Origin of the sequence: Verrucosispora sp. WMMA2121 (assembly GCF_027460185.1) — a bacterium.
Lineage (GTDB): Bacteria > Actinomycetota > Actinomycetes > Mycobacteriales > Micromonosporaceae > Micromonospora > Micromonospora palythoicola.
The window spans coordinates 522,633-549,019 of record NZ_JAPZBH010000004.1; the positions used below are offsets into that span (position 1 = coordinate 522,633).

At 72.2% G+C, this 26,387-nt stretch carries 26 protein-coding genes and 1 pseudogene; 4 read left to right on the forward strand and 23 right to left on the reverse strand.

Features of this window, described 5'->3' with window-relative positions; all coding sequences use genetic code 11:
* Nucleotides 1-212 precede the first annotated feature (212 nt).
* The 6 genes and pseudogenes from O7605_RS03045 to pepN all read right to left on the reverse strand — a co-directional run bounded on the left by O7605_RS03045 (nt 213) and on the right by pepN (nt 6,385).
* Nucleotides 213-985: pseudogene (locus O7605_RS03045) on the reverse strand (SDR family NAD(P)-dependent oxidoreductase).
* A 115-nt stretch (nt 986-1,100) separates the two neighbouring features.
* Nucleotides 1,101-1,988: a DegV family protein gene (locus O7605_RS03050; protein WP_269737801.1), complete on the reverse strand. Its 888-nt coding sequence runs from the start codon at nt 1,986-1,988 to the stop codon at nt 1,101-1,103.
* A gap of 48 nt (nt 1,989-2,036) precedes the next feature.
* Entirely contained in the window at nt 2,037-2,702 is a 666-nt protein-coding gene (locus O7605_RS03055; RefSeq protein ID WP_269737802.1) for a histidine phosphatase family protein, read from the reverse strand.
* Nucleotides 2,699-3,103: a ribosome silencing factor gene (rsfS, locus tag O7605_RS03060; protein ID WP_269737803.1), complete on the reverse strand. Its 405-nt coding sequence runs from the start codon at nt 3,101-3,103 to the stop codon at nt 2,699-2,701. Before rsfS ends, O7605_RS03055 begins: the two co-directional genes overlap by 4 nt.
* A 99-nt stretch (nt 3,104-3,202) precedes the next feature.
* Nucleotides 3,203-3,799 carry a nicotinate-nucleotide adenylyltransferase gene (gene nadD / locus O7605_RS03065; protein ID WP_269737804.1) on the reverse strand — a complete coding sequence of 199 codons (597 nt, stop codon included), beginning with the start codon at nt 3,797-3,799 and terminating at the stop codon, nt 3,203-3,205.
* Between the two features lie 72 nt (nt 3,800-3,871).
* The gene (gene pepN / locus O7605_RS03070; protein WP_269737805.1) at nt 3,872-6,385 is read right to left on the reverse strand and encodes an aminopeptidase N; all 2,514 of its coding nucleotides are present in this window, start codon (nt 6,383-6,385) and stop codon (nt 3,872-3,874) included.
* Between the two features lie 68 nt (nt 6,386-6,453).
* On the opposite strand from pepN, the gene O7605_RS03075 reads away from it, so the two are divergent.
* The gene (locus O7605_RS03075) at nt 6,454-6,672 is read left to right on the forward strand and encodes a DUF397 domain-containing protein (protein ID WP_093407559.1); all 219 of its coding nucleotides are present in this window, start codon (nt 6,454-6,456) and stop codon (nt 6,670-6,672) included.
* A gap of 54 nt (nt 6,673-6,726) precedes the next feature.
* On the opposite strand, the gene O7605_RS03080 is transcribed toward O7605_RS03075, so the two are convergent.
* The gene (locus O7605_RS03080) at nt 6,727-7,107 is read right to left on the reverse strand and encodes a hypothetical protein (protein ID WP_269737806.1); all 381 of its coding nucleotides are present in this window, start codon (nt 7,105-7,107) and stop codon (nt 6,727-6,729) included.
* 264 nt (nt 7,108-7,371) lie between these two features.
* Here O7605_RS03080 and O7605_RS03085 point away from each other — a divergent pair, with 264 nt between their 5' ends.
* Nucleotides 7,372-8,616 carry a cytochrome P450 gene (locus tag O7605_RS03085; RefSeq protein WP_269737807.1) on the forward strand — a complete coding sequence of 415 codons (1,245 nt, stop codon included), beginning with the start codon at nt 7,372-7,374 and terminating at the stop codon, nt 8,614-8,616.
* A 62-nt stretch (nt 8,617-8,678) separates the two neighbouring features.
* Here the strand turns inward: O7605_RS03085 and O7605_RS03090 are convergent, their stop codons facing one another.
* The 5 genes from O7605_RS03090 to O7605_RS03110 all read right to left on the reverse strand — a co-directional run bounded on the left by O7605_RS03090 (nt 8,679) and on the right by O7605_RS03110 (nt 12,574).
* Nucleotides 8,679-9,851 carry a zinc-dependent alcohol dehydrogenase gene (locus O7605_RS03090; RefSeq protein WP_269737808.1) on the reverse strand — a complete coding sequence of 391 codons (1,173 nt, stop codon included), beginning with the start codon at nt 9,849-9,851 and terminating at the stop codon, nt 8,679-8,681.
* Complete coding sequence (locus O7605_RS03095; RefSeq protein WP_269737809.1) at nt 9,848-10,483, reverse strand: SRPBCC family protein; 636 nt, start codon at nt 10,481-10,483, stop codon at nt 9,848-9,850. The genes O7605_RS03090 and O7605_RS03095 overlap by 4 nt, the downstream gene beginning before the upstream one ends.
* Before the next feature lie 198 nt (nt 10,484-10,681).
* A complete protein-coding gene (locus tag O7605_RS03100; protein ID WP_269737810.1) occupies nt 10,682-11,332 on the reverse strand; it encodes a DUF3618 domain-containing protein in 651 nt (216 codons plus the stop codon).
* Nucleotides 11,329-11,784, reverse strand: a complete 456-nt coding sequence (locus tag O7605_RS03105) for a phage holin family protein (RefSeq protein WP_269737811.1) — start codon at nt 11,782-11,784, stop codon at nt 11,329-11,331. Before O7605_RS03105 ends, O7605_RS03100 begins: the two co-directional genes overlap by 4 nt.
* Before the next feature lie 31 nt (nt 11,785-11,815).
* The gene (locus O7605_RS03110; RefSeq protein ID WP_269737812.1) at nt 11,816-12,574 is read right to left on the reverse strand and encodes a hypothetical protein; all 759 of its coding nucleotides are present in this window, start codon (nt 12,572-12,574) and stop codon (nt 11,816-11,818) included.
* Nucleotides 12,575-12,814: 240 nt separating this feature from the next.
* Here O7605_RS03110 and O7605_RS03115 point away from each other — a divergent pair, with 240 nt between their 5' ends.
* Complete coding sequence (locus O7605_RS03115) at nt 12,815-13,294, forward strand: DUF4383 domain-containing protein (protein WP_269737813.1); 480 nt, start codon at nt 12,815-12,817, stop codon at nt 13,292-13,294.
* Nucleotides 13,295-13,346: 52 nt separating this feature from the next.
* On the opposite strand, the gene O7605_RS03120 is transcribed toward O7605_RS03115, so the two are convergent.
* From O7605_RS03120 to O7605_RS03165, 10 genes are all read right to left on the reverse strand, one after another.
* The gene (locus O7605_RS03120) at nt 13,347-13,784 is read right to left on the reverse strand and encodes a GNAT family N-acetyltransferase (RefSeq protein ID WP_269737814.1); all 438 of its coding nucleotides are present in this window, start codon (nt 13,782-13,784) and stop codon (nt 13,347-13,349) included.
* A 70-nt stretch (nt 13,785-13,854) separates the two neighbouring features.
* The gene (gene obgE / locus O7605_RS03125; RefSeq protein ID WP_269737815.1) at nt 13,855-15,306 is read right to left on the reverse strand and encodes a GTPase ObgE; all 1,452 of its coding nucleotides are present in this window, start codon (nt 15,304-15,306) and stop codon (nt 13,855-13,857) included.
* Nucleotides 15,307-15,396: 90 nt separating this feature from the next.
* Complete coding sequence (rpmA, locus tag O7605_RS03130; protein WP_091197044.1) at nt 15,397-15,651, reverse strand: 50S ribosomal protein L27; 255 nt, start codon at nt 15,649-15,651, stop codon at nt 15,397-15,399.
* Between the two features lie 11 nt (nt 15,652-15,662).
* Nucleotides 15,663-15,977, reverse strand: a complete 315-nt coding sequence (rplU, locus tag O7605_RS03135; RefSeq protein WP_093407572.1) for a 50S ribosomal protein L21 — start codon at nt 15,975-15,977, stop codon at nt 15,663-15,665.
* 167 nt (nt 15,978-16,144) lie between these two features.
* The gene (locus tag O7605_RS03140; protein WP_269737816.1) at nt 16,145-16,660 is read right to left on the reverse strand and encodes a hypothetical protein; all 516 of its coding nucleotides are present in this window, start codon (nt 16,658-16,660) and stop codon (nt 16,145-16,147) included.
* Nucleotides 16,661-16,852: 192 nt separating this feature from the next.
* Nucleotides 16,853-19,903: an Rne/Rng family ribonuclease gene (locus tag O7605_RS03145; protein ID WP_269737817.1), complete on the reverse strand. Its 3,051-nt coding sequence runs from the start codon at nt 19,901-19,903 to the stop codon at nt 16,853-16,855.
* 130 nt (nt 19,904-20,033) lie between these two features.
* Nucleotides 20,034-20,753 carry a TIGR03936 family radical SAM-associated protein gene (locus O7605_RS03150; protein ID WP_269738691.1) on the reverse strand — a complete coding sequence of 240 codons (720 nt, stop codon included), beginning with the start codon at nt 20,751-20,753 and terminating at the stop codon, nt 20,034-20,036.
* A gap of 97 nt (nt 20,754-20,850) precedes the next feature.
* Nucleotides 20,851-22,836: a TIGR03960 family B12-binding radical SAM protein gene (locus O7605_RS03155; RefSeq protein ID WP_269737818.1), complete on the reverse strand. Its 1,986-nt coding sequence runs from the start codon at nt 22,834-22,836 to the stop codon at nt 20,851-20,853.
* A gap of 37 nt (nt 22,837-22,873) precedes the next feature.
* A complete protein-coding gene (locus O7605_RS03160; protein WP_269737819.1) occupies nt 22,874-24,190 on the reverse strand; it encodes an FAD-binding oxidoreductase in 1,317 nt (438 codons plus the stop codon).
* Entirely contained in the window at nt 24,187-25,086 is a 900-nt protein-coding gene (locus O7605_RS03165) for an LLM class flavin-dependent oxidoreductase (protein ID WP_269737820.1), read from the reverse strand. The genes O7605_RS03160 and O7605_RS03165 overlap by 4 nt, the downstream gene beginning before the upstream one ends.
* 65 nt (nt 25,087-25,151) lie before the next feature.
* On the opposite strand from O7605_RS03165, the gene O7605_RS03170 reads away from it, so the two are divergent.
* Complete coding sequence (locus O7605_RS03170) at nt 25,152-25,508, forward strand: winged helix-turn-helix transcriptional regulator (RefSeq protein WP_269737821.1); 357 nt, start codon at nt 25,152-25,154, stop codon at nt 25,506-25,508.
* Between the two features lie 64 nt (nt 25,509-25,572).
* Here the strand turns inward: O7605_RS03170 and O7605_RS03175 are convergent, their stop codons facing one another.
* A complete protein-coding gene (locus tag O7605_RS03175; protein ID WP_269737822.1) occupies nt 25,573-26,244 on the reverse strand; it encodes a TMEM175 family protein in 672 nt (223 codons plus the stop codon).
* Nucleotides 26,245-26,387: the final 143 nt, after the last annotated feature.

Genomic DNA, 26,387 nt, shown 5'->3' on the forward strand with positions numbered 1-26,387 from the left:
GTCGACCTGTGGACAGCGCGAGGCTCTGTGGACAGTGCCCTGATCATGCATCGGATCTGCTACGACCGCCGCCTTGGCGGTACGCGGGGCTCGCCCGACGATCCCGGCCCCGGCAGGTGACCAAACCTCGGTCCACGTCGCCGACAACCAAACCCTCGCGGCCGCCACCAGGGCGGACCGCCAGGTGCGTGGCCGGTCCCGACACGCTCGGGTCAGTCCGTGCGCGCCTGCGGGTCCAGACCGAGGACGGCGCGCCCGCCGTCGACCGGCAGGGTCACCCCGTTGACGAAGCCCGCCGCCGGCGAGAGCAGGTACGCGACCGCCTCCGCCACGTCCTGCGGCTGCCCGATCCGGCCCACCGGGTGCAGCCGGGCCAGCTCCGCCTCGATCCGCCGCGCCTGGTCCGGCTGCGACTCGGCGAGGAACACCTCGTGTCGTTCGGTGGCCACCGAGCCGAGCGCGACCGCGTTGGCTCGGATGCCGTGCCGGCCGTACTCGACGGCCAGCGCCCGGGTCAGCCCCTCCAGCGCCGCCTTGGCTGTGGCGTACGGCAGGCAGCCCGGCACCGGTCGGCTCGCCTGTGGGACGAGACGTTGACCACGGCACCAGCGGTGCCGGCGGCGAGGAAGCGGCGGACCGCGGTGGCGGCACCGACCACGGCGGGACGCAGGTTGCGGGTGATCAGATCGACGATCTCGCCGACCGGCGCGTCGTGCACCGAGGCGTCGCGGAACACGGCCGCGTTGTTCACCCATCCGCTGAGCGGGTCGAAACGCTCCGCCAGGTCGGCGGCCCGCCCGGCGACGCCCTCGTCACCGGCGTCACCGACCACCGCCGCGAGGTGGTCGGCCCGGGCGTGCCCCGTCACCCAGGACAGTGCACCCGGATCGCGCTCGACCACCACCACCGTCCAGCCATGGGCGAGCAGGCTCTCCACGATGCCCCGCCCGACCCCGCGTCCCCCACCGGTCACCACACAGGACATCCGTCCCACCTCTCCAGCCCGGCCCCTGGGTCGATCCTCGCCCACCGAAGCCACAAGCGACGAAGCGGGGCGCGCCGGTTCGCCCGCCGGCGTCGAGCGCCGGCTGGGTGGCCAGTCAGTGCCCCTGACGCCCAGGAGGGTCCGCCGCCGGATGCGCCGACGCACGATGGATCACCACGCAGGCGAGACCGGGACCGACATGCACCGCCACGGCGGCACCGGCCTCGGAGACGTAGGTGTCGCGCAGCCGGTCACCGAGCCGGGCGGTGAGCGTGTCGACGAGTTGCTCGGCCCGCTGCGGCGCGTCGAGATGGTGTACGGCCAGGTCCACCGGCCCGTCGTCGGCCGCCTCGACGGCGAGGTCCACCAGCCGCGCCATGCCCCGACTGGCGGTGCGGACCTTGTCCCGCAGCACGATGCGTCCCTCGGGCATGTGCAGGATGGGCTTGACCGACAGTGCGGTGCCGAGCAACGCCTCGGCCGCGTTGATCCGTCCGCCCCGCCGGAGGAACTCCAGCGTGTCGACGTAGAAGTGGATGCTGGTTCGCCCGACGGCCGCTGCCGCCGCGGCGCGTACGCCGGCCAGGTCGGCGCCGCGCGCGGCGGCCCGGGCCGCCGCGATCGCCGGGAAACCGAGACCCATCCCGCAGGAGCGGCTGTCGACCACGCTGACCCGGTCGCCCAGGTCGGCGGCGGCCAGTTCGGCGGCCTCGACCGTGCCGGAGAGCCCGGCCGACAGGTGCACCGAGACGACGCCCTCCGCTCCGGCCGCCAGCAGCTCCCGGTAGGTGCGGGAGAACTGCTCGGGCGACGCGCGGGAGGTGCTCACCGACACGCGCCGCGCGCGAAGCGCCCGGGTGGCGTCCGCGGGGAAGGTCTCGACCCCCTCCAGCCCTTCGACGCCGGCCAACACCACGGTCAGCGGCACCACGGTCAGCCGGTGCTCCCGCACCAGCTCGGGTGGCAGGTAGGCGGTGGAGTCGGTGACGACCGCGACTGGCATGCGGGCACCGTAGCGGATCAAGCTGGGCGACGGCCGGACCGCGTCCGCTCAGACCGGTTCGGCGGAGACCGGGACGACCGCCGCGCCGATGCCGGTTCCGGTGGCGGGGACGTCCATCGGGCCGACGTTGTGGGCGCGCAGGTGCCAGCCGCGTTCCACGTCGTGGCGCAGCTCCGTCCAGTGACAGTTGCGCAGCGAGCCGACGGTGCGCAGCACGGCGTGCTCCCAGCCGAGCAGCTGGCCGCAGCCCTGGCGGGCGGCACCGCCGTGGGTGGCGATCACCACGGTGCCCCCGGGCAGTTGGTCGGCGGCCTCCTGCAACGCGGTGCCGATGCGTTTGCCCAGCTCGTCCAGCGGTTCGACGTCCGCCCCCGGGTCGGGGTCCCCGGCCCGCCAGCGGGTGTACTCAGCCGGGAACCGCTCCGCCACCTCGGTCAGCAGCAGTCCCTGCCAGCGGCCGAAGTGCCGCTCCCGGAGGCGGGCGTCGGAGCGTACCGGCAGGCCGGTCAGCGCGGACAGCGCGGCGGCGGTGTCCGCGGCGCGACTCAGGTCGCTGGCGACGAGGGCGTCCGGGCGCAGCGCGGCCAGCAGCGGCGCGGCGGCGCGGGCCTGTTCCCGGCCGAGATCGTTCAGGGGTACGTCGGTCTGCCCCTGCACCCGGCTGGCGGCGTTCCAGTCGGTGTTGCCGTGCCGCCAGATGATCAGCCTGGTCACTCGCCCGATCCGGCGGAGGCCTCGGCCGGGGCGAGATCCCGGTCGACGAACGGGATCGTCGGGCAGTCCTTCCAGAGCCGGTCCAGGGCGTAGAACTCGCGTTCCTCGGTGTGCTGCACGTGCACCACGACGTCGACGTAGTCGAGCAGCACCCAGCGACCGCCGCGTTCGCCCTCCCGCCGCACCGGCTTCGCCTTCTCCGGCAGGTCGAGCAGGGCTTCCTCGATGGCGTCGACGATGGCCAGCACCTGGCGTTCGTTCGGGGCCGCGGCGAGCAGGAACGCGTCGGTGATGGCGAGTTGGTCACCCACGTCGATGATGACGATGTCCTGAGCCTTCTTGTCGGCCGCGGCCTGGGCGGCGACGATCGCCAGCTGGTGAGCGCGTTCGGAAACTGTCACCGTTCTCCTTCGATCAACCGTGCGATGCCTCCAGCCTCTCACACGGCCCGGATTCCCGACTCACCAGTTTCAGCCGGAAAGAGGGGTGAAACGGTCAAATCACTCCCGGTACAGTCGCCGTTTCGCGATGTACTGCACCACACCATCGGGCACCAGATACCAGACCGGTTCGCCCCGGGCGACCCGCGCCCGGCAATCGGTGGACGAGATGGCCATGGCCGGGACCTGCACCAGACTGACCGTGTCGGCGGGCAGGTGCGCGGCGGTCAGCGCGAAACCCGGCCGGGTGACCCCGATGAAGTGGGCCAGCTCGAAGATCTCGTCGAGGTCCTTCCAGCTCAGGATGCGCTCCAGGGCGTCCGCGCCGGTGATGAAGAACAGCTGCGCCTTGGTCCCGTACTGGGAGCGCAGGTCACGGAGGGTGTCGACGGTGTAGGTGGGCCCACCCCGGTCGATGTCGACCCGGCTGACCTGGAACCGTGGGTTGGACGCGGTGGCGATCACGGTCATCAGGTAGCGGTCCTCGGCCGAGCTGACCGGCACGTCGGCCTTCTGCCACGGCTGCCCGGTGGGCACGAAGATCACTTCGTCGAGACCGAACCGGTCCGCCACCTCGCTCGCGGCCACGAGGTGCCCGTGATGGATCGGATCGAACGTCCCGCCCATGATGCCGATCCGCCGGATGTCTTCCTCCACTCCATGATCCTAGGGCGTGCCCGGGCGGAGCCGGGCCGGGCCGACGCTCCACGCCCGGCCCGGCTCCGGTGGTCACGCGGTCGTGGCGGCCACCGCCGTGCGCGCCACCAGGGCGCGGCGCAGGTCGTCGTCGGCGTCGGTGACCACCCGACGCAGCCCCGGCGTGAGGTCGTCGCGGGCCAGCAGCGCCGCGGCCGCCTCCCGGGTGGGTTGGGACACCGCGTGGCGGGGGAAGGCCAGCTTGGCGACCTCGTCGGCCACCCAGGGCGTACGCAGCCGCGCGGCGGCCGGCATGTCGGCGAAGTAGCTGGCCACGTAGGCGCTGGTGAGGTCGGCCTGCTCGGGCTGCCAGAAGCCCTCCGCCGTCGCCTCGACCAGCCGGTTCGACAACTCCGTGTTCGACACGATGATCTCCCACGCGGCCTGCTTGGCGGCGGGCTCGGGCAGGGCCGCCCGGCACCGGGCGGCGCGTTCGGCACCGGTGGCGCTCGGGTCGGCCGCCGCCTCGGCCGCGATCTCGGCCGCACCGGCGGCACCGAGGACCACCAACCGGCCCAGCAGCGTCCACCGCAGCTCGGTGTCGACGGCCAGCCCGGCGGGGACGGCCCGGCCGGCGAGCCAACCGGTGAGCAACTCCGCGTCGGTGCTCGCGGCGATCAGCCCCCGGGCGGCGGCGAGTTGCAACGACTCTCCCGGCGCGGCGTCGTCCAGCAACCGCCGGCAGGATTCGGCGATCCGGGCCAGGGCGGACTGTCGCGCCAGCGGGTCGAGATAGCGATCGACGAGCGAGCGACTCATCGCCAGCACGTCCTCGACGATGATCACTTCCGTCTCGGTGGGCAACGCCGCGACGATGAGTTCGACCAGACCGGTGACCGGCCGTTCCCCGTCGGTCGCCGCGTCCAGCGCCTCGCCCCAGAGCAGGGCGCGGGTCAGCGGGTCGGTCAGGCGGGGCAGCAGCAGTGGCACCGCGTCGGCCGACGCGGCGTCGAGGCGGATCTTGGCGAAGGTGAGGTCGCCGTCGTTGGGTAGCAGAACCGCTGCCGCCGGCTCCCCGGCCAACCCGTCGAGCCGGGTACGGCCGTCGTCGGCCTTGGGATCGAGGTCGACCTCGAACCGCTCGGCGGTGCCGTCCACGGCGTACCGGCCCACGCCGATGCGGTGCGGGCGCAGCACCGGATGCGTCGGCGGCGCGGTCTGCGTGATCACGACCTCGTCGTACCGGCCCTCGGCGTCCACCGTCACCTCGGCCCGCAGCGTGTTCACCTGCGCGGTCCGCAGCCAGGACTCCGCCCAGTCGGTCAGCTCCCGGCCACTGCTGGCGGCCAGGCTCTCGAGCAGGTCGGCGAGGGTGGCGTTGCCGAAGCGGTGCCGGGCGAAGTGGTCGTTGAGGCCGGCCAGGAAGGCCTCGTCACCGAGCCACGCCACCAGCTGCCGCAGCACGCTGGCCCCCTTGGCGTACGAGATGCCGTCGAAGTTGAGCAGCCCCTCCGCGGCGTCGATCACCCGCTCGGGTGCCACCGGATGGGTGGAGGGGCGCTGGTCAGCGGCGTATCCCCACGCCTTGCGGCGCAGCGCGAACGTCGTCCACGCCCGGTCGAACCGGGTCGCCTCGGCCGTGACCCGGGTGCCGAGGTACTCCGCGAACGACTCGTTCAACCACAGATCGTCCCACCAACGCATGGTGACCAGGTCGCCGAACCACATGTGCGCCATCTCGTGGGCGATCGTGGTGGCCCGCAGCTCGCGCTCGCTGTCGGTGACCGCCGAGCGGAACACGTAGTCGTCGCGGAGGGTGACCAGGCCGGGATTCTCCATGGCACCCGCGTTGAACTCGGGCACGAACGCCTGGTCGTACTTGCCGAACGGATAGCGCTCGTCGAACAGCTCATGAAACCGGTCGAGACACTGCTTCGTGACGGTGAGGATCTCCGCCGCGTCGGCGTCGAGATGCTCGGCGAGGGAGCGCCGGCAGTACACCCCGAGCGGAATCCCGTCGTGGGTGTCCCGGCGGACGTGCCAGGGACCGGCGATCAGGGTGAAGAAGTACGTGGCGATCGGCAGGGTGGGGGCGAACTCCCACCGACCCGGCTCGGGGTTGGCCGCCAGTTCCGCGTTGGCCGCCACCGTCCAGTGCTCCGGCGCGGTCACCGACAACGTGACCGGCGCCTTCAGGTCCGGCTGGTCGAAGGCGGCGAAGACCCGCTGCACGTCGTCCAGGAACGACATCACGTAGAGGTAGGTCTCGCCGTCGGCGGGGTCGACGAAGCGGTGCATCCCCTCGCCGGTGTTCGTGTACGCCATCTCGGCCTCGACGACCAGCGTGTTTTGCGCCGCCAGGCCGGTCAGCGCCAGCCGGTTGTCGTCGAGCGTCGCGGGATCGAGGTCGGTGTCGTTGAGGCGTACGGCGCGCAGGTGCGCCGGCTTGACCTCGACGAAGGTGTCGGTGCCGGTGGCCCGGAACCTGATCGTGACGTGGGACCGGAACCGCTCACCGCCCCCGGTCAGGTCGAGGTCCACCTGGTAGGACTCGACGGTGATCGACGCGCCACGCGCGGTCGCCTCTGCACGGCTCAGGCTCGGCATCCGCTTATCCTGCCCGATGAGGGAACGAACCGGCTTCCCCATTTCCCCTGGTACTGGAGGACGGGACCATGACAGCGCACCCCAAGGGTGACTTCGACCTCTCCCGGGCGGTCTGGCAGCGGGCCGAGGGCGACACCTCGGAGGCCGCGGTGGAGGTCGCCTTCGTCGACGATCTGATCGGCATGCGCAACTCCGCCGAGCCGGACGGCCCGGTGCTGGTGTTCACCCAGGCCGAGTGGGACGCCTTCGTCGCGGGCGCCCAGGACGGCGAGTTCGACCTGGACTGAGTGCGCCGGCGGGTCCAGGAATGTCCGTCCGGCCGGGCGTTCCTGGACTCCGCGCTAACCACGGTCACCGTCGCCCCAACCGAGGCCACCGGGGCCGGGCGCGTGATGGAAACCGGCGTGGCCGGCGACATCGACACACCGTTCGGAGTCCGGCCCGAGGGCCCCGCAGAACAGCCGCTCGGCACGCTGCCAGGCATCGGCCGGTGACAGCGCGGAGGCACCGATCGCCAGCTCGGGCCGGAGCACACTCAACGCCTCGGCGTATCCGACCGCCACCTCGCGAGCGGTGACGAGATCGGCGGCGGTGAAGCCGAGATGCACGGTGAAATGGCGGTCGGGACGTGGGGGTCGGGACGGCGCCACCAGCGGCGGCCGGTCCCCGCCGGGCCTCCCGGCCTTCCACCGACGCCAGTACGTCGCACGGTTGTCCCGCATTCCGTCCTCCCCGTGGCACGCCGAACCGCCTGGCCGACGACGCATCGACACCTCGGCCCGGCGGCCGGTTGACCACCGGCCAGGTCGACGACGCCGCCGAACTCAGCGAACCAGGATTCCCCGGCCCTGGGAGGGGCCAGCGACCGGCCCGACGACACCGCCGCCCGGCTGCACGGTTCATCGCCCGTGACCTGGGTAGGTACGCACTCTGCGACGATTGGACGGCCGGTCGGCGACGGCCGCGCCCCGGCAACAGGGAATCCGATGGCGACCATTCCGACGGACCGCGCTCCGGACAGCACCCTGGCCTTCCTGCGGGCCGGCTACCGGTTCGTCGGGCAGCGGTGCGACCGGTACGGCACCGACATATTCCAGACCAGGCTGCTGCTGGAACCGACGATCTGCCTACGCGGCCGGGCCGCCGCCGAGCTCTTCTACGACGCCGACCGGTTCGTGCGCGAGGGTGCCATGCCGGCTCGCGGTCAGCGCACGCTCACCGGCCGGGGCGGCGTCCAGGGGCTCGACGGCGACGCCCACCACGACCGCAAGGCCATGTTCATGTCGCTCATGAGCCCGGCCGCGGTCCGGCGACTCGGGCAGCTCTTCGCCGACGAGTGGCAGGCCCGGTTGCCCGCCTGGGAACTGTCCGGCACGGTGACGCTGCACACCGAGGTCGCGTCGATGCTGACCCGGGCGGTCTGCGCCTGGGCGGGGGTGCCGCTGAGCGGCGGCGAGCTGGACCGGCGGACCGCCGACCTGCAGGCCATGATCGACAGCGCCGCGGCGATCGGTCCCCGGCACTGGCGTGGTCGGCTGGGCCGCTACCGCGCTGAGTACTGGGGCGCTGACCTCGTCGAACAGGTACGCCACGGGAAGCTGTCGCCGCCCGACGGCACTGCCCTGCGGGTGATCGCGGAGCACCGCGACGGCGAGGGAGACCGGTTGCCGCGCCGCATCGCCGCGGTGGAGTTGCTCAACGTGCTCCGCCCGACCGTCGCGGTGGCCCGGTTCGTGGTCTTCGCCGCGCTGGCGCTGCACGACCATCCCGCCTGGCGGCAACGGGTACGCGACGACGCCGAGGCGGGGCAGTTCGTGCAGGAGGTGCGCCGCTACTACCCGTTCTTCCCGGTGGCCGCGGCCCGGGTCCGGCGGGACTTCGACTGGCGGGGGTACCACTTCCCGCACGGCCGACGGGTGCTGCTGGATCTCTACGGCACCGATCATCATCCCGAGGTGTGGCCGGAGCCGGAGCGGTTCCGGCCGGAGCGCTTCGCCGGTTGGCCGGGTGACCCGTTCACGCTGGTACCGCAGGGCGGCGGAGACCATGTCGCCGGGCACCGCTGCGCCGGAGAGTGGATCACGATCGAGCTGATGAAGCGGGCGGTCACGCTGCTGACCGAGGTCATCCGCTACGACGTACCGCCGCAGGACCTCGCGGTGGATCTGAGCCGGATGCCGGCGCTGCCGGCCAGCGGGTTCGTGGTCACCGCCGTACGGCGCACCGGCTGAGCCCCCGCCCAGCGACCACCGGCAGGGACCGGGCCACCGGGGAAACCGGCGGCCCGGCCGGATCAGGCTGGATGCAGCACCGTACGCAGGCAGCCGTCCTCCTTATTCTCGAACATCTCGTAGCCGCGTGCACCCTGGTCCAGCGGTAGCGGGTGGGTGGCCAGGTAACCGGGGTCGATCTCACCGGCGGCGAGTCGGTCGAGCAGCATCGGGATGTAGCGCTGGGCGTGCATCTGCCCCATCCGCAGCACCAGGGCCTTGTTCATCGCCGCGCCCAGCGGAAACTTGTCCACCAGGCCGGCGTAGACACCGACGATGCTGACCGTGCCACCCTTGCGGGCCGCCATGATGGCCTGCCGGACGCACGTCGGCCGGTCGGTCTGCAAGCGGGCGGTCTGCTTCGCCTTGTCGTACGCGTACCCCGGGCCGACGTCATGGGACTCCATGCCGACCGCGTCGATACAGGCGTCCGGTCCGCGACCGGCGGTCATCTCGCGCAGCGCCTCGAGCACGTCGGTGTCGGCGTAGTTGACCGTCTCCACGCCCAGCCGGTCGGCGGCCACGGCCAGCCGCTCCGACAGCCGGTCGACCATGATGACCCGCTCCGCGCCGAGCAGCTGCGCCGCCCGGGCGGCCATCTGCCCCACTCCACCGGCACCCCACACCGCGACCACCTCACCGCCGGTCAGGCCGCAGAAGTCGGCCGCCATCCAGCCGGTGGGCATGGCGTCGGAGGCGAAGACCACCGCGTCGTCGGGTACCCCGTCGGGCACCTTGAACGCCCCGACGTCGCCGAACGGCACCCGCACGTACTCGGCGTGGCTGCCGGAGTAGCCCCCGGCGGCGTGTGAGTAGCCGACGATGCCGGCCGGCGAGTGCCCCCACAGCTTCTCCGCGAAGACCGGCTGCGGGTTCGAGTTGTCGCACAGCGAGTACTGCTCGGTCCGGCAGTACCAGCAGCCGCCGCAGGCCACCACCGAGCCGACCACCACCCGGTCGCCGACGGCCAACCGCCGTACCCCGGGCCCGACCTCGACCACCTCGCCGGTGAACTCGTGGCCCAGGATGTCACCCTCCCGCATCGCCGGGATGAAGCCGTTGATCAGATGCAGGTCGGAACCGCAGACGCTGCTGGCGCGGACCCGGACGATGATGTCGCCGGCGGCGCGCACCCGCGGCTCCGGTACGTCGCGTACCTTGAGCTTGCCGACCCCCTCCCAGCACAGCGCCTTCACGCCCGTCCTCCCGTCGTCAGCCGCTGCCGAATCTCATCGGTGCGTCGTTCCTGTGCCGGGCTCCGTCCGGACGGGTCCCGCCGGGTGTCGATGAGCTGACCGCACTCGATCAGCGACTTGACCCGGCGCAGCGTGTCGCGCAGTCGAAGGTCCGGCTCGTCACCGGCCGCCAGCCCCAGGGCGCGGCGCAGTGGGCCGGAGCGGTATCTCAGCTCCGCGCGGATCTCCGTACCCCGGCCCTGTGGTGCGGGCACCAGTTCGACCGTGCCCTGCTGCTCCGGCCCGCCGGTGACCTGCCAGCGCAGCCGGCCGGGACCGGTGACGGTGATCTCGGCGCGCCACTCGGTGGCGCCGGTGTCGGGATCACGCGACACGCACCGCCAGCGGTTCCCGTCGATCTGCTCCAGGGTCGCCCACTCCGCCAGGGCCCGGTCGAGCCGCTCCCGCTCGGTCCAGAAGCTGATCACCGCCGCTACCGGCCGGTCGACCGTGACCGCACGCCGGACCACGTACCAGCCATCCTCCCGCTGGGGCTGGTGCCGACGCCGTCGGCGGGTCACCGCCCGGCCGACGCCGACCGCGGTCACGGTCGCGGCGCCCACCAGAGCCAGTCTCGTCGTGTTGCTTCTCATCACGCCTCCTCCGCCCGGACGTCCGGTGCCCGGTCGCCGTAGTGGCCGCTACCCGGCACGCAGACCGTGAAACGGGGCAAAAGGCAAGGGCTCCTCCGCTCGGATCGCCCGAGGAGGAGCCCTCGCATCCATCGCCCATCCCCCACGTCCTACGCGTAGGACGGACCGCCGCCAGCAGCGGCTGGGTTCGTCGACCGGTCAGGGACGCACCTGGTCCCGGGAGTGCTGCGCCTGGTCCTTCAGGTCGTGGGCCGCGGACCGGGTGTCGTCGGTCACCGCCTGCGCGGCGTCCTGCGCGGTGGCCTTGACCGACTCGGCGGCCTGCTGCGCCGGTTCGCGCAGCTCCTCTTTCATCTCGCTCGCCACCCGGCTGAGCTTGTCGGTCACCGCCGAGCCGCGCTCGCCAGCCTTGTCCCGGGCCTGGGCGGCCAGCTGCTGCTCCCGCTGGGTCGGCGGGATGAGCGAGGAGACGAGCATGCCGACGCCGAAGGCGATGAGGCCGGCGGCCAGCGGGTTCCCCTCGGACCTGCGCCTGACGGCCTGCGGGGCGCGGTGTGCCGCGTCGCCGACGGCCGAGGCGGCCGAGTGCGCCGCGTCGCCCACCGCGGAGGCCGTCGCGGCGGCACGATCGCCGGCCGCGTGGGCGCCATGGCTGGTCTGATGGCCCAGATCGGATGCGGTTCCCATTACCGTGTCCCTCACATTCCGCAGCGTGGTACGCACCCGCTGCTTACGATCTTCGACGATGCGGCCCGGGCTGACCTTGTACGCCAGGGCGTCCACATCGGAACTCAGGTTGTCGCGGGTGGCTTCGATCTCCCGGCGGATCTGCACGGGGTCGGTGCTCATCGGGTCACTCCCTCCGGGTGTGGCTTGAGCGCGTCGGGGATGCGCTGCACGCTGTCGTTGGTCTGCTTGAGCCCACGGATGCGCTCCGCGTTCCGTCGGCCCATCGTGTAGAGAAGCGCCGCGATCGCCGCCCAGATGACGGCCACGATCAACCCTGCCCAGCCGGCGTCCATCACATTGGACAGGCCGCCCCACAGGGCCAGGGACAGGAACAGGGCGACCATGTACGCGCCGAAGCCGGCACCGCCGAACAGGCCGGCGGCCTTGCCCGCCTTCTTCCCCTCCTGACGGATCTCGGCCTTTGCCAGCTCCACCTCCTGCCGCATGAGCGTCGACAGGTCGCTGGTGACCTGGCGCATCAGCTCCCCGATCGAGCTACCCCGGACCTCCTCCGCCGAGGGCGGACGCTGGTCGCGGGCATCCGCTGCGGAACTCTGTGTCGGCGTCGTCATCGCGCCGCCTCCCTTCGGATGACTCGGGTCCTCACGGCCGGGTGGTCCCGCTCGACGGCACGCCCGGCAGTGGATCGGTCCGCTCCACCGGGGGCAGCGGTGTGCCCGTGCCGGAGTACCCCTCGTCGACCGGCCGGAGGTCGGTGGGCTGGGTGCGGGGGTCGCGGTTTCCTCCAGCGGGCACACCCGTCGACCCGGCCGACGGCGGGGCCTGCGTCGGCAAGGCCACCGTCCGGTCGGGATCGCCGTACAGGTCTTCCGTGGCGGGGCTGGCGGGGCGGTCGTCGCCACTCGCGGAGAGGTTGCGGGTCAGCCGGCCGGCCACCGCGCCGAGCAGGGCCGCACCGACCAGGAAGGTGCCGGGGTTGCGGCGCGCGTAGTCGCGTACCTCGGTGAGCAGGTCGCCGGGCTCGCGCTGCTCCAGCCAACCAGCCACACCGTGCACCCGGTCGGAGGCCTGTCGGGCGAGCTCGCTCACCGGGCCGACCTGGCCACCGTTGTCGGCCATCGAACGCATCTCGTCGGCCAGCGAGCGCAGCCCGCCGGCCGCGCGCCGCTGCTGTTCACCAGCCTGGCCGGCGAGTTGCGTCCGGGCCTCGCCGTACAGGTCCCGGGCCTGGCGGGCGGCCTCCCGGCCGACCTCCCGACCCTGCTCGCGGGCGGTCTCGGCGACCGCCGAACCCGCGTGCGCCGCCTCCGAGCCCATCTGGTGGGCCTGTTTGCGGACGCCGCCGCCGTTCGGCGAATCGGGCTCGTGGGTCCTGGGGGTCGATGACAGATCGTAGGTCATGATGTCCCTTCCGCTGCGGGATCGTCGCGGGTGTTGGGGGTGCGGCGGACGATGTCGCCGCTGCCGCTGATTGACCTACCCTGCGATCGGCCACCCATGCCCGATCGGGCATTTCCCTGCGGATCGCCCGGCGCGGGCAACAAGATGAAGGATCGGCGGGACCAACGTCACCTCACGGAGTGTCGCGTCGAGCTGCCAGACCGTTGCGGGGGCTCTCGCGGATCCACGGAGGTGACATCGATGGCGCGTCGGTCAGCGGGTGGCCGCGCCCCGCGTACCCGGGTACAGCTCGCCGCCCTGGTCGTGGCGGGAGTGTTCCTGCTGCTCGGGGTGCTCGGGTTCGTACCCGGTATCACCACCGACTACGGCGACATGACCTTCGCCGGGCACCACTCCGGTGCCCGGCTCCTCGGGCTCTTCCAGGTATCGGTCCTGCACAACCTGTTGCACCTCGGCTTCGCCGTGGCCGGGCTGCTACTGGCCCGCGGTGTGGCCGGTGCCCGCCTCTACCTTGTCGCGGGTGGCGCGCTCTATCTCGGGTTGTGGATCTACGGGCTGGCGGTCGGCGAGGACAGCGCGGCGAACGTCATCCCGCTCAACGACGCGGACAACTGGCTGCACCTGGGGCTCGGCCTCGGCATGCTGCTGCTCGGGCTGCTGCTGTCGGCACCGGCAGGCGGCAGCGGCGGCCGTCTCGACCGCCCGTTCGACCGTCCCTGACGCCGACCGCCGAGGCCACCGGCAGCCTCGGACCCGGCCGGGGGCCTCGGTCTCAGGCCGGCACCGGCAGCCGCTTGGCGAAGCACTCCCGATACGGCCCGCCGTCACCGGGCGCACCGGCAGCGGAGATCGGCTCGTAACCGCAGGCCCGGAAGAGCGCCGCCGCCGGACGGTGCGGACCGGCCTCCACCCGCACCATCGAACATCCCCGCTGGTACGCCAACTCCTCCAGCGCGGCGACCAGTTGGCGGGCGATGCCGCGGCGTCGGTAGGCCGGACGCACGTACAACTGCTCCAGCTCGCCGGTGTCCTCGTCGCACACCCGCATCCCGCCGCACGCCACCGCGCGGCCGGCGATCACGACCGTCAACCAGCAGGTGTCCCCGCGCGTCCCGACGTCCCGCCCGGCGGCCTCACTCAGTTCGCGCTGCCCGGCCGTGGCGAGTGCGGCGACCTCCGGATCCGTCAGCGGGCGGGACTCGATAAGCATCACCCCACGCTAGGGCGACGAAATTTCGCGAAGGTTTCCAGCAGTCGTCCCCATTTCGGAGCGCATCGAGCTATTCGGCGTCGTTCCCGTCGGCTGGGGCCGGCTCGACCTCGTCGGCGGGTCGCTGCCGGCGTGCCTTGCGGGCCGCCAGCCGTTCGGCCGCGCTGGCCCGGGTCGTCTTCTCCTCCAGCCGGACGTCACGGCCCCGGGCACCCGGGACGAACTCGGCACCGGCGTACAGGGTGGGTTGCCAGTCGAACTCCCGGTCGCCGATCCGAACCAGGTCACCGGGCTGGGCACCCGCCTTGGCCAACTGCTCCTCGACGCCGAGCCGGGCGAGCCGGTCGGCGAGGTAGCCGACCGCCTCGTCGTTGTCGAAGTTCGTCTGGCGCACCCAGCGCTGCGGACGGACACCGCGCACGGTGTACGAGCCGTCGTCCTCGGCCTCGATGGTGAAGCCGGCGTCGTCGACCGCCTTCGGCCGGATCACGATCCGCGTCGGTTCGGCCGGCGGTGCCGCCGCCCGCGACTGTTCGACCAGTTCCGCCATCGCGTACATGAGCTCCTTGAGCCCCTCGCGGGTGGCCGCGGAGACCTCGAAGACCCGCAGACCACGCGCTTCCAGATCGGGTCGGACGATCTCGGCGAGGTCGCGGCCGTCCGGCACGTCGACCTTGTTCAGCGCGACCAGCCGGGGCCGGTCGGCCAACCCGCCGTACTCGGCCAGCTCCGCCTCGATGGTGTCGATGTCGGCCAGCGGATCCCGCCCCGGCTCCAGGGTGGCGGTGTCGATGACGTGCACCAGCACCGCACAGCGCTCGACGTGCCGGAGGAACTCCAGCCCCAACCCCTTGCCGGTGGCCGCGCCCGGGATCAGCCCGGGCACGTCGGCGACGGTGAACGTGTGGTTGTCGAGCCGGACGACGCCGAGGTTCGGCACCAGCGTGGTGAACGGGTAATCGGCGATCTTGGGTTTGGCGGCGGAGATGACCGAGATGAGCGACGACTTCCCGGCCGACGGGAAACCCACCAGCCCGACGTCGGCGACGCTCTTCAGCTCCAGCACCACGTCAAGTTGCTCGCCCGGCTCACCCAGCTCGGCGAAGCCGGGCGCCTTACGGCGCGCGTTGGCCAGCGAGGCGTTGCCCCGGCCACCGCGACCGCCCCGGGCAACCTCGAAGGTGGTGCCGGCGCCGACCATGTCGGCCAGCACGGTGCCGTCGCTGGTCTGCACGACCGTGCCGTCGGGCACCTTGAGCACCAGGTCGGCACCGTTGCCGCCGTCCCGGTTCGAGCCCGCGCCGCCCCGGCCGTTCTCCGCCTTGACGTGCGGTCGGAAATGGAAGTCGAGCAGCGTGTGCACCTGCGGGTCGACCACCAGGGAGACGCTGCCGCCGTGCCCGCCGTTGCCTCCGTCCGGGCCGCCGAACGGCTTGAACTTCTCCCGGTGGATCGAGACACAGCCGTGCCCGCCGTCGCCGGCCTGCAGATGCAGGACGACCCGGTCAACGAACGTCGTCACGACGTCATCCTTCCAGCGGGGCCCGGCCCCGCGCGAGAAAAGGCGAAGCGGGCCGGGACATCAGGTCCACGGCCCGCTTACGCCGGACAGCTACTGCTGCGGCACGATGCTCACGGTCTTGCGACCGCGCCGGGTGCCGAACTGGACCGCACCGGCGGCCAGCGCGAAGAGCGTGTCGTCTCCGCCGCGGCCGACCAGGTCACCGGGGTGGAACTTGGTGCCACGCTGACGGATGAGGATCTCACCCGCGCTGACGACCTGACCACCGAAGCGCTTCACGCCGAGTCGCTGAGCCGCGGAGTCACGACCGTTACGCGAGCTGGACGCACCCTTTTTGTGAGCCATTGGAGGACGACCTACTTCCCGCTGGAGATGCCGGTCACCTTGACCTGGGTCAACGGCTGGCGGTGACCCTGGCGCTTGTGGTAGCCGGTCTTGTTCTTGAACTTGTGGATCCGGATCTTCGGGCCCTTGGTGTGCGCGGCGATCTCGCCGGACACCTCGACCTGAGCGAGCTTCGCCGCGTCGGTCACCAGGTCGTCACCGTCGACGAGGAGCACCGCGGCGAGCTTCACCGCGTCACCGGGGGCACCGGTGAGCTTCTCGACCTCGATCACGTCGCCCTCGGCGACCTTGTACTGCTTGCCGCCGGTCTTGACGATCGCGTACATCGGAGGCGGACTCCCTGTCGTTGAGGCTGCTGACTGGCCGTCCCCACGGCGGCTCGCCGGGCAGCAGAAGCACGGCGGCGCGGGCACGCGGGAACTCGGCACACCAAAGTGCGCCGCAGGCTAGCGTACGCCATCCTCTGGCCGGGACCCAAACCGGGCCGGGCCGGTCAGCGGGCGCAGAGCTGGTCGAGGCGCTGCTGCAACCGGTCGAGCGAAGCGCCCTCGAGCGCCTCGATGTCGGTGCCGAGCCGGCCGACCTCGGTCGACAGCTCCGTCAGCAGGTTCTTGAGCTGCCGGTCGTCGGCCCGGGCCGCCTGTGCTCTGAGCGCCTTCTCCCAGTCCGACAGGGCCGCCTCGGCCCGCCGGCCGGCCGCCTGCGCGTCAGCGGTGTCACCCGCGCCGGTCGCCGTGACCATCGCGGCGAGGTGCTCCACGTACTTCTTGCCCGCCGCACCGCTCGCCTCTTGGGCGGCGGCGCAGACCTGCGGGGCGTTCCCGCCCGCCGCCCCCGGGGCGGGCGTCGCCACCGGCTGCTCCGGGGTGGGCGTCGCCGGGGCGGCGGTGACCTCGACGCGCGTCGAGGTCGGGGCGGGCGGTTCGGCCGGGTCGCCGCGCTCGGCCGAGCAGGCGGTGCCGACGAGCAGCGCGGCGGCGGCCACGGTGACGGCGAGTGGTCGGCGCATCGACTCCTCCTTCGGCGGCCGGGTCGACCCGCCAAGTGCCGGGGCACCCGACGGGGCCGGCCAGGCCCGGACCGGCCGGGCGGCCGCTCATCGACGATACGGGACGCCCCGCCCGGCGGACATCACCACCGGGCGGGGCTCGTCGAGCGTCGGGCGCCCGTCACCGGGCGAAGCTGCCCCTACCGGCCACCGTCAGGGCCGGGTACGGCGACGCGCACCGCCACGACGGGAGCGACGCCGACCGGTACCGCCCTCGCCACCGTCGTCCTCGTCGGTCTCGCCGAGCGCGTCCGGGTCGTCCGGGGCGGCGAGCCGGGCCGACTCACCCTGCTGGCTGTCGGCGACGTCCGGCGCGGCCGGAGTGTCCGTCTCGTACCGCGACAGGTCGTATCCCATGGTGTCGTGGTAGTCGGCGTCAGCGGTGCTCGTGGTCTCCGTCTCGGTGACCTCCACCACGGTCCGCTCCGCCGCGGCGGCACCCTTACGCGCTCGGCGCCGGGACGAACCAGTCGTCTGCTCGGCCGCCGGGGCACCCGCCGAGGCGACCGCCTTGACCTTGTCCCCACCGCCGGAGCGCGTCTTCTCCGGCACCGGTTCGGTGTGGATCACCAGGCCCCGGCCCTTGCAGCATTCGCAGGTCTCGCTGAACGCCTCCAGCAGCCCGGCACCGATCCGCTTGCGGGTCATCTGTACCAGACCGAGCGACGTGATCTCGGTGACCTGGTGCTTGGTACGGTCGCGGCCCAGGCACTCGGTCAGCCGACGCAGCACGAGTTCCCGGTTCGACTCCAGCACCATGTCGATGAAGTCGATCACCACGATTCCGCCGATGTCCCGCAGCCGCAGCTGCCGGACGATCTCCTCGGCCGCCTCCAGGTTGTTGCGGGTGACCGTCTCCTCCAGGTTGCCCCCGGCACCGGTGTACTTGCCGGTGTTCACGTCGACCACCGTCATCGCCTCGGTCCGGTCGATCACCAGATGGCCGCCGGAGGGCAGGAAGACCTTGCGGTCGAGGCCCTTGAGGATCTGCTCGTCGATGCGGTACTCGGCGAACACGTCCGTGGTGCCGACGTGCCGCCGCAACCGCGCGACCAGGTCAGGCGACACGTGCGACAGGTACGACTCGACCATGTCGTACGCCTCGTCGCCCTCCATGACCAGCTCGCGGAAGTCCTCGTTGAACAGGTCGCGGACCACCCGGATCACGAGATCGGGCTCCTGGTAGAGAAGCACCGGCGCACCGCCCTCGGCGGCCTTCGCCTGGATGTCCTCCCACTGCGCCTGGAGGCGCTTGACGTCCCGGGCCAGCTCGTCCTCGCTGGCGCCCTCGGCCGCGGTCCGGACGATCACTCCGGCGCCGTCGGGCACGAGCTTCTTCAGCACATCACGCAGTCGCTTACGTTCGGTGTCCGGCAGCTTGCGGCTGATCCCGGAGGCGTTGCCACCGGGCACGTAGACCAGGTGCCGGCCGGAGAGCGCGACGTGGCTGGTCAACCGGGCCCCCTTGTGCCCGATCGGATCCTTGGTGACCTGCACCAGCACCGAGTCACCGGACCTGAGGGCCTGCTCGATCGAGCGGGCCCTGCCCTCCAGGCCGGTGGTGTCCCAGTTGACCTCGCCGGCGTACAGGACCGCGTTGCGTCCTCGGCCGATGTCGACGAACGCCGCCTCCATGCTCGGCAGCACGTTCTGTACCTTGCCGAGGTAGACGTTGCCGGCCATGGTCCCGGCGGAACTGCGGGTGACGTAGTGCTCGACCAGGACGCCGTCCTCGAGCACGGCGATCTGGGTCCGGTCGCCGCGCTGGCGCACCGCCATGACCCGGTCGACCGCCTCACGGCGGGCCAGGAACTCGGACTCGCTGAGGATCGGCGGGCGGGTCCGGCGCTGCTCGCGGCCGTCCCGGCGGCGCTGCCGCTTGGCCTCCAGCCGGGTCGAGCCGGAGACACCCTGCACCTCGTCGACCGTTCGGCGCGGCTCCCTGATCTTGACCACGGTGGGCACACCGTCGTCGTCGGTGCCGTCGGTGTCGCCGGCCCCCCGCCGACGCCGCCGTCGGCGTCGGCGGGTCATCCCGTCGCCCTCGGCCTCGTCGCCCTCGTCGGACTCGGACTCGGACTCGTCCGTCTCGGCCTGGACGGTCTCCTCGGCCGCGCCCTCCTCGGCGTCCTCGCCGTCCTCGGCGCCACCCTTGCCCCGGCCCCGGCCCCGGCGACCGCGTCGGCGGCGACGCCGGCCGCTCGCGGTCTCCTCGTCGTCCTCCTCCTCGGCGACCTCCTCGGCCGCGGCGGAGGGTTCCTCCTCGGGCTCGGTCACCACCGTCGGCTCGGCCTCCCGCCGGCCCCGGCGACGCCGCCGCGACGGTTCGGCCGGTTCCTCGGCGGCTTCCTCCTCGGCGGGCTGGGCGGCGGCAGCGCGGGCGGCGATCACCTCTTCCGGTGCCATGAACAGCACCGTCGGCGCGGTGAGGGCAGCCTTGCGACGGCGGGACCGGCCCTCGGGCTCGGCCGGCGCCGTCGTCTGGGCAGCGGCGTCAGGTTCGACGCCAGCCACCGGTTCGGTGGTCTCGGCCGGCTGTGCCGGATCGGCGGCACCCTCGGTGGGCAACGCGGCGGAGCCGAAGTCGGTGCCGGCCGCCGGTGCGAGATCGGCGTCGGTGGGCGGCGGTGTCGGCTCGGCCTGGGCGGGCGGCTCGGTCACGGCCTCGGCGGGCGCGGTCGTGGACTTCCGGCGCCGGGTACGGGTCACCTTGACCGGCGGCACCACGTCACTGTCGGCGGCCTCCGCCTCGGCCGCGGCCAACGGCTCCTCCACGGCCTTCTGCCCGGTGGTCGCCTTGCGTCGGCGGCGCGGCGTCTTCGCGGCCGGGTCGAGGTCACCGGAGACCGGGGCGAAGACCTCGGCCTGGGGTGCTTCGCCGCTGCCTGGGGTCGCCGAACCGGACGCGTCGACCGGTGCGTCGGTCTGCTCGGGCCGGCTGACCGAGGTGGCCCGGCGGCGGGTCGTCCGGCGGCGGGGGGCCGGCTCGGCGTTCGGCGCGCCAGCCAGGTCGGCGACGCCACCCAGGTCGGCGGTGCCGCTCAGGGCACCGGGGACCTCCTCCGGCGGGTCGGCGACCGGTTCGGGGTCGGCCGCGTCCTGCGGCGGGATCGCGCCGGTCACCTCCGCCGTGCTGTTCTCGGCGGTCTCGTCGGCCGGGTTGATGCCGGCCCGTTCGCTGCCCTCGGGCTCGTTCTCGAGCATGGACGTTCTCCAGTTCTGGCTTCCCCGGGCGCGGGTGAGCGCTGCCACGCAGGGTTGCCGCAAAAGGTGTTTCCCCGGGCGCACGGGGTGCGCGCCGGCGAAGTCTGCCTGCCTGGACGCCGACCGTCGGTCAGCGCCCGCCGATGGTTGCCCCGTCGCGGTCCGCGTCCAGCGGGTCCACGATCGCGCCCTGCGCGGTCAGCGTGCCCTGAGCCAGCCGGATCACCTTCGGGGCCACCGGCGGCTCCAGGCCGGCCACCACGCGGAAGCCGGAAAGGACGTCATCGGGCCGCACGGACGGGGTGACCTGCCGCACGACCAGTTCGAGTATCGCACACGGTACGACCGGGTCCCCGGAAGGCGTCGCCGAAGCGGCGATCACATCGATGTCGACGACTGCGGCCCGGGCGTCGAAGGTGCGCCGTCCCTGCTTGGTCATCCGCTCGACCAGCACCTCGTCGGCGGCGGTGAAGACGGCCACGGCCTTGGCCAGCACGTCGGGATCCACCTGCGGTAGCTCGATCCGCCAGCGGGACGCCTCGATCCGGTCGGGCAGGCTGGCACCGCTGGCCACCACGGCGTCGAGCACGTCGAGGCCGGGCGAGAGCGCCGCGTCCAGCGCCATCCGCAGCTGCTCCGGATCGACCGGCTCACGCAGGCCGATCTCCAGGTACTCCGCCTCGCTGGCCACCCCGGTCGGTGCCGCGCTGGCGTACGAGATCTTCGGGTGCGGAGTGAAACCCTGGGAGAAGGCGACCGGTACGCCGGCCCGGCGCAGCGCCCGCTCGAAGGCGCGGGCGAAGTCCCGGTGCGAGGTGAACCGCAGCGGGCCACGCTTGGCGTACCGGATCCGGACGCGCTGGACGACCGGTGCCTGGCCGCCCTCGGGCTGTGGTTTCCTACTGATCGTCGTGCTCCTCGGTGTCGGGCCCCACCCGTGCGCCGGACTACTGCTGGGCGCCGGCGGACAGCTTCAAGCCGTTGACCGGGGTCAACGGGAGCAGCTTCCGGCCGGTCGGGCCGATCTGGATCTCGGTGTCCATCGCCGGGCAGACGCCGCAGTCGAAGCAGGGCGTCCACCGGCAGTCGTCCTGCTCGTACTCGCCGAGCGCGTCCTGCCAGTCCTGCCAGAGCCAGTCCTTGTCCAGGCCCGAGTCCAGGTGGTCCCAGGGCAGGACCTCCAGCTCGTCGCGCTCCCGGGTGGTGTACCAGTCGAGGTCCACCCCGAAACCGGGCAGTACCTCAGCCGCCGCGTCCACCCAGCGCTGGTACGAGAAGTGTTCGCTCCAGCCGTCGAACCGCCCGCCGTTCTCCCAGACCCGGCGGATCACCGCGCCGACCCGACGGTCACCCCGGGACAGCAGGCCCTCGATCAGCGACGGCTCACCGTCGTGGTAGCGGTACCCGATGGCGCGCCCGAGCGAGCGGTCGGCGTTGATGGCCTGCTTGAGCAGCCGGAGCCGGTGATCGATGACCTCGGGTCGCTGCATGGCCGCCCACTGGAACGGGGTGTGCGGCTTGGGCACGAACCCGCCGATGGAGACGGTGCACCGGATGTCCTTGGAGCCGGTCGCGGCGCGCCCGGCCCGGATCACCTCGTGCGCCATGTCGGCGATCTCCAGGACGTCGGCGTCCGTCTCGGTGGGCAGACCGCACATGAAGTAGAGCTTCACCTGACGCCAGCCGTTGGTGTACGCGGTGACCACCGTACGGATCAGGTCGTCCTTGGACACCATCTTGTTGATGACCTTGCGGATCCGCTCCGACCCGCCCTCCGGGGCGAAGGTCAGGCCGGTCCGCCGGCCGTTGCGGGACAACTCCTGGGCCAGCTCGATGTTGAAGGCGTCCACCCGGGTCGACGGCAACGAGAGCGAGACGTTGGTGCCCTGGTACTGCTCGGCCAGGCCGGAGCACATGTCGCCGATCTCGGAGTGGTCGGCCGACGACAGCGACAACAGCCCCACCTCGTGGAAGCCGGAGAACTCCAGCCCCTGCTGCACCATCTGCCCGACCGTGGTGATCGAACGCTCCCGCACCGGACGGGTGATCATGCCGGCCTGGCAGAACCGGCAACCCCGGGTGCAGCCCCGGAAGATCTCCACCGCGTACCGCTCGTGCACCGTCTCGGCCAGCGGCACGAGCGGCTTCTTCGGGTACGGCCAGGCGTCCAGGTCCATCGTGGTGCGCTTGTGCACCCGGAACGGCACGTCCGCCCGGTTCGGCACGACCCGCTGGATCCGGCCGTCCGGCAGGTAGTCCACGTCGTAGAAGCGCGGCACGTAGACGCTCTCGGTACGGGCCAGCCGCAGCAGCAGCTCGTCCCGGCCGCCCGGGCAGCCCTCGGCCTTCCACTCCCGGACGATGCCGGTGATCTCCAGGACCGCCTCCTCGCCGTCGCCGAGCACGGCGGCGTCGACGAAGTCGGCAATGGGCTCGGGATTGAACGCGGCGTGCCCGCCGGCCACGATCACCGGGTCGGCGTCGGTGCGGTCGGCGGCGAGCAGCGGGATGCCGGCCAGGTCGATCGCGGCGAGCAGGTTGGTGTAGCCCAGCTCGGTGGCGAACGACACGCCGAACAGGTCGAAGTCGCGGACCGGACGGTGGGCGTCGACGGTGAACTGCGGCACGCCGTGGGCGCGCATCAGCTTCTCCAGGTCCGGCCAGACCGCGTAGGTGCGCTCGGCGAGGGTGTCCGGCAGCTCGTTGAGCACCTCGTAGAGGATCTGCACACCCTGGTTGGGCAGCCCCACCTCGTACGCGTCCGGGTACATCAGCGCCCACCGCACGGTCGCCGCGTCCCACTCCTTGACCACCGCGCCCAGCTCACCGCCGACGTACTGGATGGGCTTGGTCACCTGGGGCAGCAGCGGCTCCAGGCGGGGCCACACGGAGTTGGTCGCCACGGGACGCGAAGTGGTGGACGGGACGCTCATGATGCCCAAGGGTACGCGCCCGCCCACCGCCAGCCACTCATACCCGGGGGCTGTAGGCGGGCCGGAAGATGCCCTCGGGGTCGTACCAGTGCCAGGCACGCGCCACCCGCCTACCGGTCTCGCCCGGGTATACGCGGTCGAACGCCGCCGGCCGTGGCCGGCTCTCGAAGTTGACGTAGGCCCCGTCGGCATGTTTGGCCAGCCCGCTCCACGCCGCGTCCAGCGCAGCTGACCCCTGCGGTGGGAACACCGAGGCGATCACCAGAGTGTCCTGGTGCCGGTGTGGGTAGGCGGTCTCCGTCGCCGCCACGTCGTTTACCGCGCCGCCGACCGAGCGGAGCTGGATCAGGGCTCGGCCCGCGGCCCGCGTCACCGCCCGCGCCTGCTCGTCGCCCATACCAGTGAACAGACCGTTGGTGGTCAGGTTCGGTTGCTGGCCGACGTTGGCGTGCAGGTGGGACGTGGGCACCAGGGTCGGATACGGGACCAGGTCGATCCGGTCGTCGAGCAACGTGCCGATCTCGCGTAGCGGCGCGACAAGTGGCCGTACCCGGCGCAGGCTCTCGGCGGCCACCACCGCCGTGATCGACATGACTGTCATCGGTCCGTAGGGCATCAGCACGGCCGCCGTCGACAGCTCCCGGGGCGACCGGCGCAACACCTCCGCCCACTGCCGCACGGTGCTGCCGTCCGGCCGGGCCTCCACCGCGATCTGCGCCACCCCGACCTGCCGCAGTTCCACCGCCTCGATCTCGAAGGCCACCACGATGCCCACCCCGGCGCCGGCCCCGCGAACCGCCCAGAACAGCTCGGGTTCGCGGCGCGCGTCGGCACGTACCACCGTCCCGTCGGCCAGCACCACCTCGACCGCGCGTACGTGGTCGATGGTCAGGCCGTAGGAGCGCACCAGCCAGCCCACACCACCGCCGGTGGCCAGACCACCCACTCCGACATTTCCGTGGTCGCCGGAGCTGATCGCCAGACCGTGGGGTGCCAGGGCCCGGGCCACCTCGGCCCAGCGGGCTCCCGCCTGCACCCGGACCAGCCGGGCGGCGTGGTCGAGCACCTCGATCCGATTCAGCCCCGACAGGTCGATGACCACCCCGTCGTCGACGGACGACGAACCGGCCAGGCCGTGACCGCCGCTACGGACCGCGATCGGCCGGCCCTGCTCCCGGGCGTACCGCAGCGCGGCCACCACGTCGGCGGTGCTCCTCGGCAGCAGCACGGCCGCCGGAGTGGCCCGTCGGGTGTAGGTCGAGCGCAGGGTCGCGTACCTGCGGTCGCCAGGCGTCACGATTCGACCGGACAGCTGCTCGGGTACCGGTGCCAGTCCGGCGTTGCGCCCGTTCATCGCCGCCCCCGTACCACGCGCACCCGCTCGCGTACCGCCGGCGCGACCTCGTTGGCGAAGAGTTCGACCTGTGCCGTGGCGGCCGAGATCGGCCAGAACACGAAGGTGTCGAAGCCGAGTTCGACGGCCCACTCGGTAAGTGTGTTCACCCACAGGTCCACGTCGCCGACGAGCCCGGTGCCGCCCCGGTAGGAGCCGACGGCACCGATGACGTTGTAGATCCGTCGCACCCGCGCCGGGTCGCGGCCGGCCGCGCGGGCCGCCTCGTCGATGATCGCCTGCCGGGAGGGCACGTCGGCCGGCGGTACGTAGATGTTGAGCGGGGAAATCCACCCGTCGGCGTGCCGACCGACGACGGTGAGCATCCGGCGTTTCTGTGCGCCCACCCAGAGCGGCACCGGGGTGGGCGGCACCGGCCCGGCCACGTATCCCTCGACCGCGTGCTGGTCGCTGACGTGGCGGACCGGTTCGCCGGCCAGCGCCCGTCGCATGATCATCAGTGATTCCTCGGTGTACGCGACCATCTCCGCCCCGCTACGCCGGGCACCGCCCATGGCGGCGATGGCGTCCGTGCTGGCGCCGCCGCCGACCCCGAGGATCACCCGGCCCCGGCTCATCACGCCCAGCGAGGCGGCGGCCTTGGCCAACATGGCCGGCGGGCGTAGCTGGAGGTCGGCCACGTCGGTGAGGAAGGAGAGCCGCTCCGTCTCACCGGCCAGGTGACTGATCATCGTCCAGCTGTCGAGATGGCCGGGCTGGTAGGGATGGTCCTGCACGGCGAGCAGATCGTATCCGCCGTCGACCGCGGTTCGGGCGACGCGCCTGGTCGCGGCCAGGTTCTCGGCGGACGGATCCAGGCTGACGCCGAAAGTGATCGGATGTCCGTGATCGTTCATGACGTCAACGATCAGCGGTGGACCACAGCTGGGCAAACAGCAGGTTAGTCACTAACCTTAGGTAAGTGAGCGATGTCGAGACGAGTCTCCACGCGTACCGTCAGATCCCCGAGCCGGCCTGCCGTGGCTTCCAGGACGCCCTGGAGCTGGTCGGCCGCCGATGGACCGGCGCGATCCTGCTGGCCGCCGTACGCGGCGCCCGGCGGTTCGGTGAGTTCCGCGCCGCGGTGGCCGGCATCTCCGACAGACTGCTGGCCGCCCGGCTCAAGGAGCTGGAAGCCGACGGACTGATCGCACGTTCGGTGATCCCGAGTACCCCCGTGCAGATCAGGTACACCCCGACCGACCAGGGGCGGGAGCTGATGGCGGCGCTGCAACCGCTGATCACTTGGAGCCACCGCCGCACCCCCCGTTCGAGGTGATTGCCGGCGAGCAGCCGACTCGGGCCCGATGTCATCGACCGCGCCGCCGACCGAGCGCAGCCAGTCAGGCTGGTCTCCGCCGCCGCGCCCGCCCACGCCGGATCCCCTCGCTCGTCACCGCGTGAAAGAAGATCATGACGCCGATGCCGACCAGCCCGATGACCGGGCCGACGAACCAGCCCAACGCCCCACTGATGAAGTAGAGCGCCATGCCGACCACCGGGCGGGCCCGCTGGGTGGACACGAAGGCCCAGTCGACCCCCTCCCGGAGCAACATCGGGTGCCTACGGAGATAGGCGAAGAAGGCGAGCCAGGGTGCGGACATCGCGGCTGCGGTGAGGGCGTAGAGCACCACGGCGACCCGGCGGTCGCGGTCGGTGCCGCCGTGGGCGAAAGCTTCGGCGAGCACGGTGGTCGGGAACGGGATGATCACCACGCCGAGCAGCAGCCACAGGTTGATCCAGTTGAGGCCGACCGTGGTGCCGCGGATGAGGCGCAGCAGGGTGTGGTGGTTGAGCCAGATCACGCCGACATACCCGAAGGAGAGTAGGAAGGCGAGGTACGCCGGAGCCTGCTCGATCAGGGCGTGGAGCAGTTCTCCCGGCGCATGGTCGGGGACCTGGAGTTCGATCACCAACAGAGTGATCACGATGGCGAAGACCCCGTCGCTGAATCCGGTCATCCGGCCGATCTCGCTGACCGTTGGCGCACCGGATGCCGTCTCTTGCTCGGGCATAGGCCGAGACTAAAGGTGTCCATCCGGCCACCACCGGTGAACGGCACGCGCCGGCGGACCAGCTTGCATCGGCCGTCCCGTCAACCCGGGTCGGTCCCGGTGGCACACCGGTACTAACCTCGGACCGGCGCGAGAGGAGATTG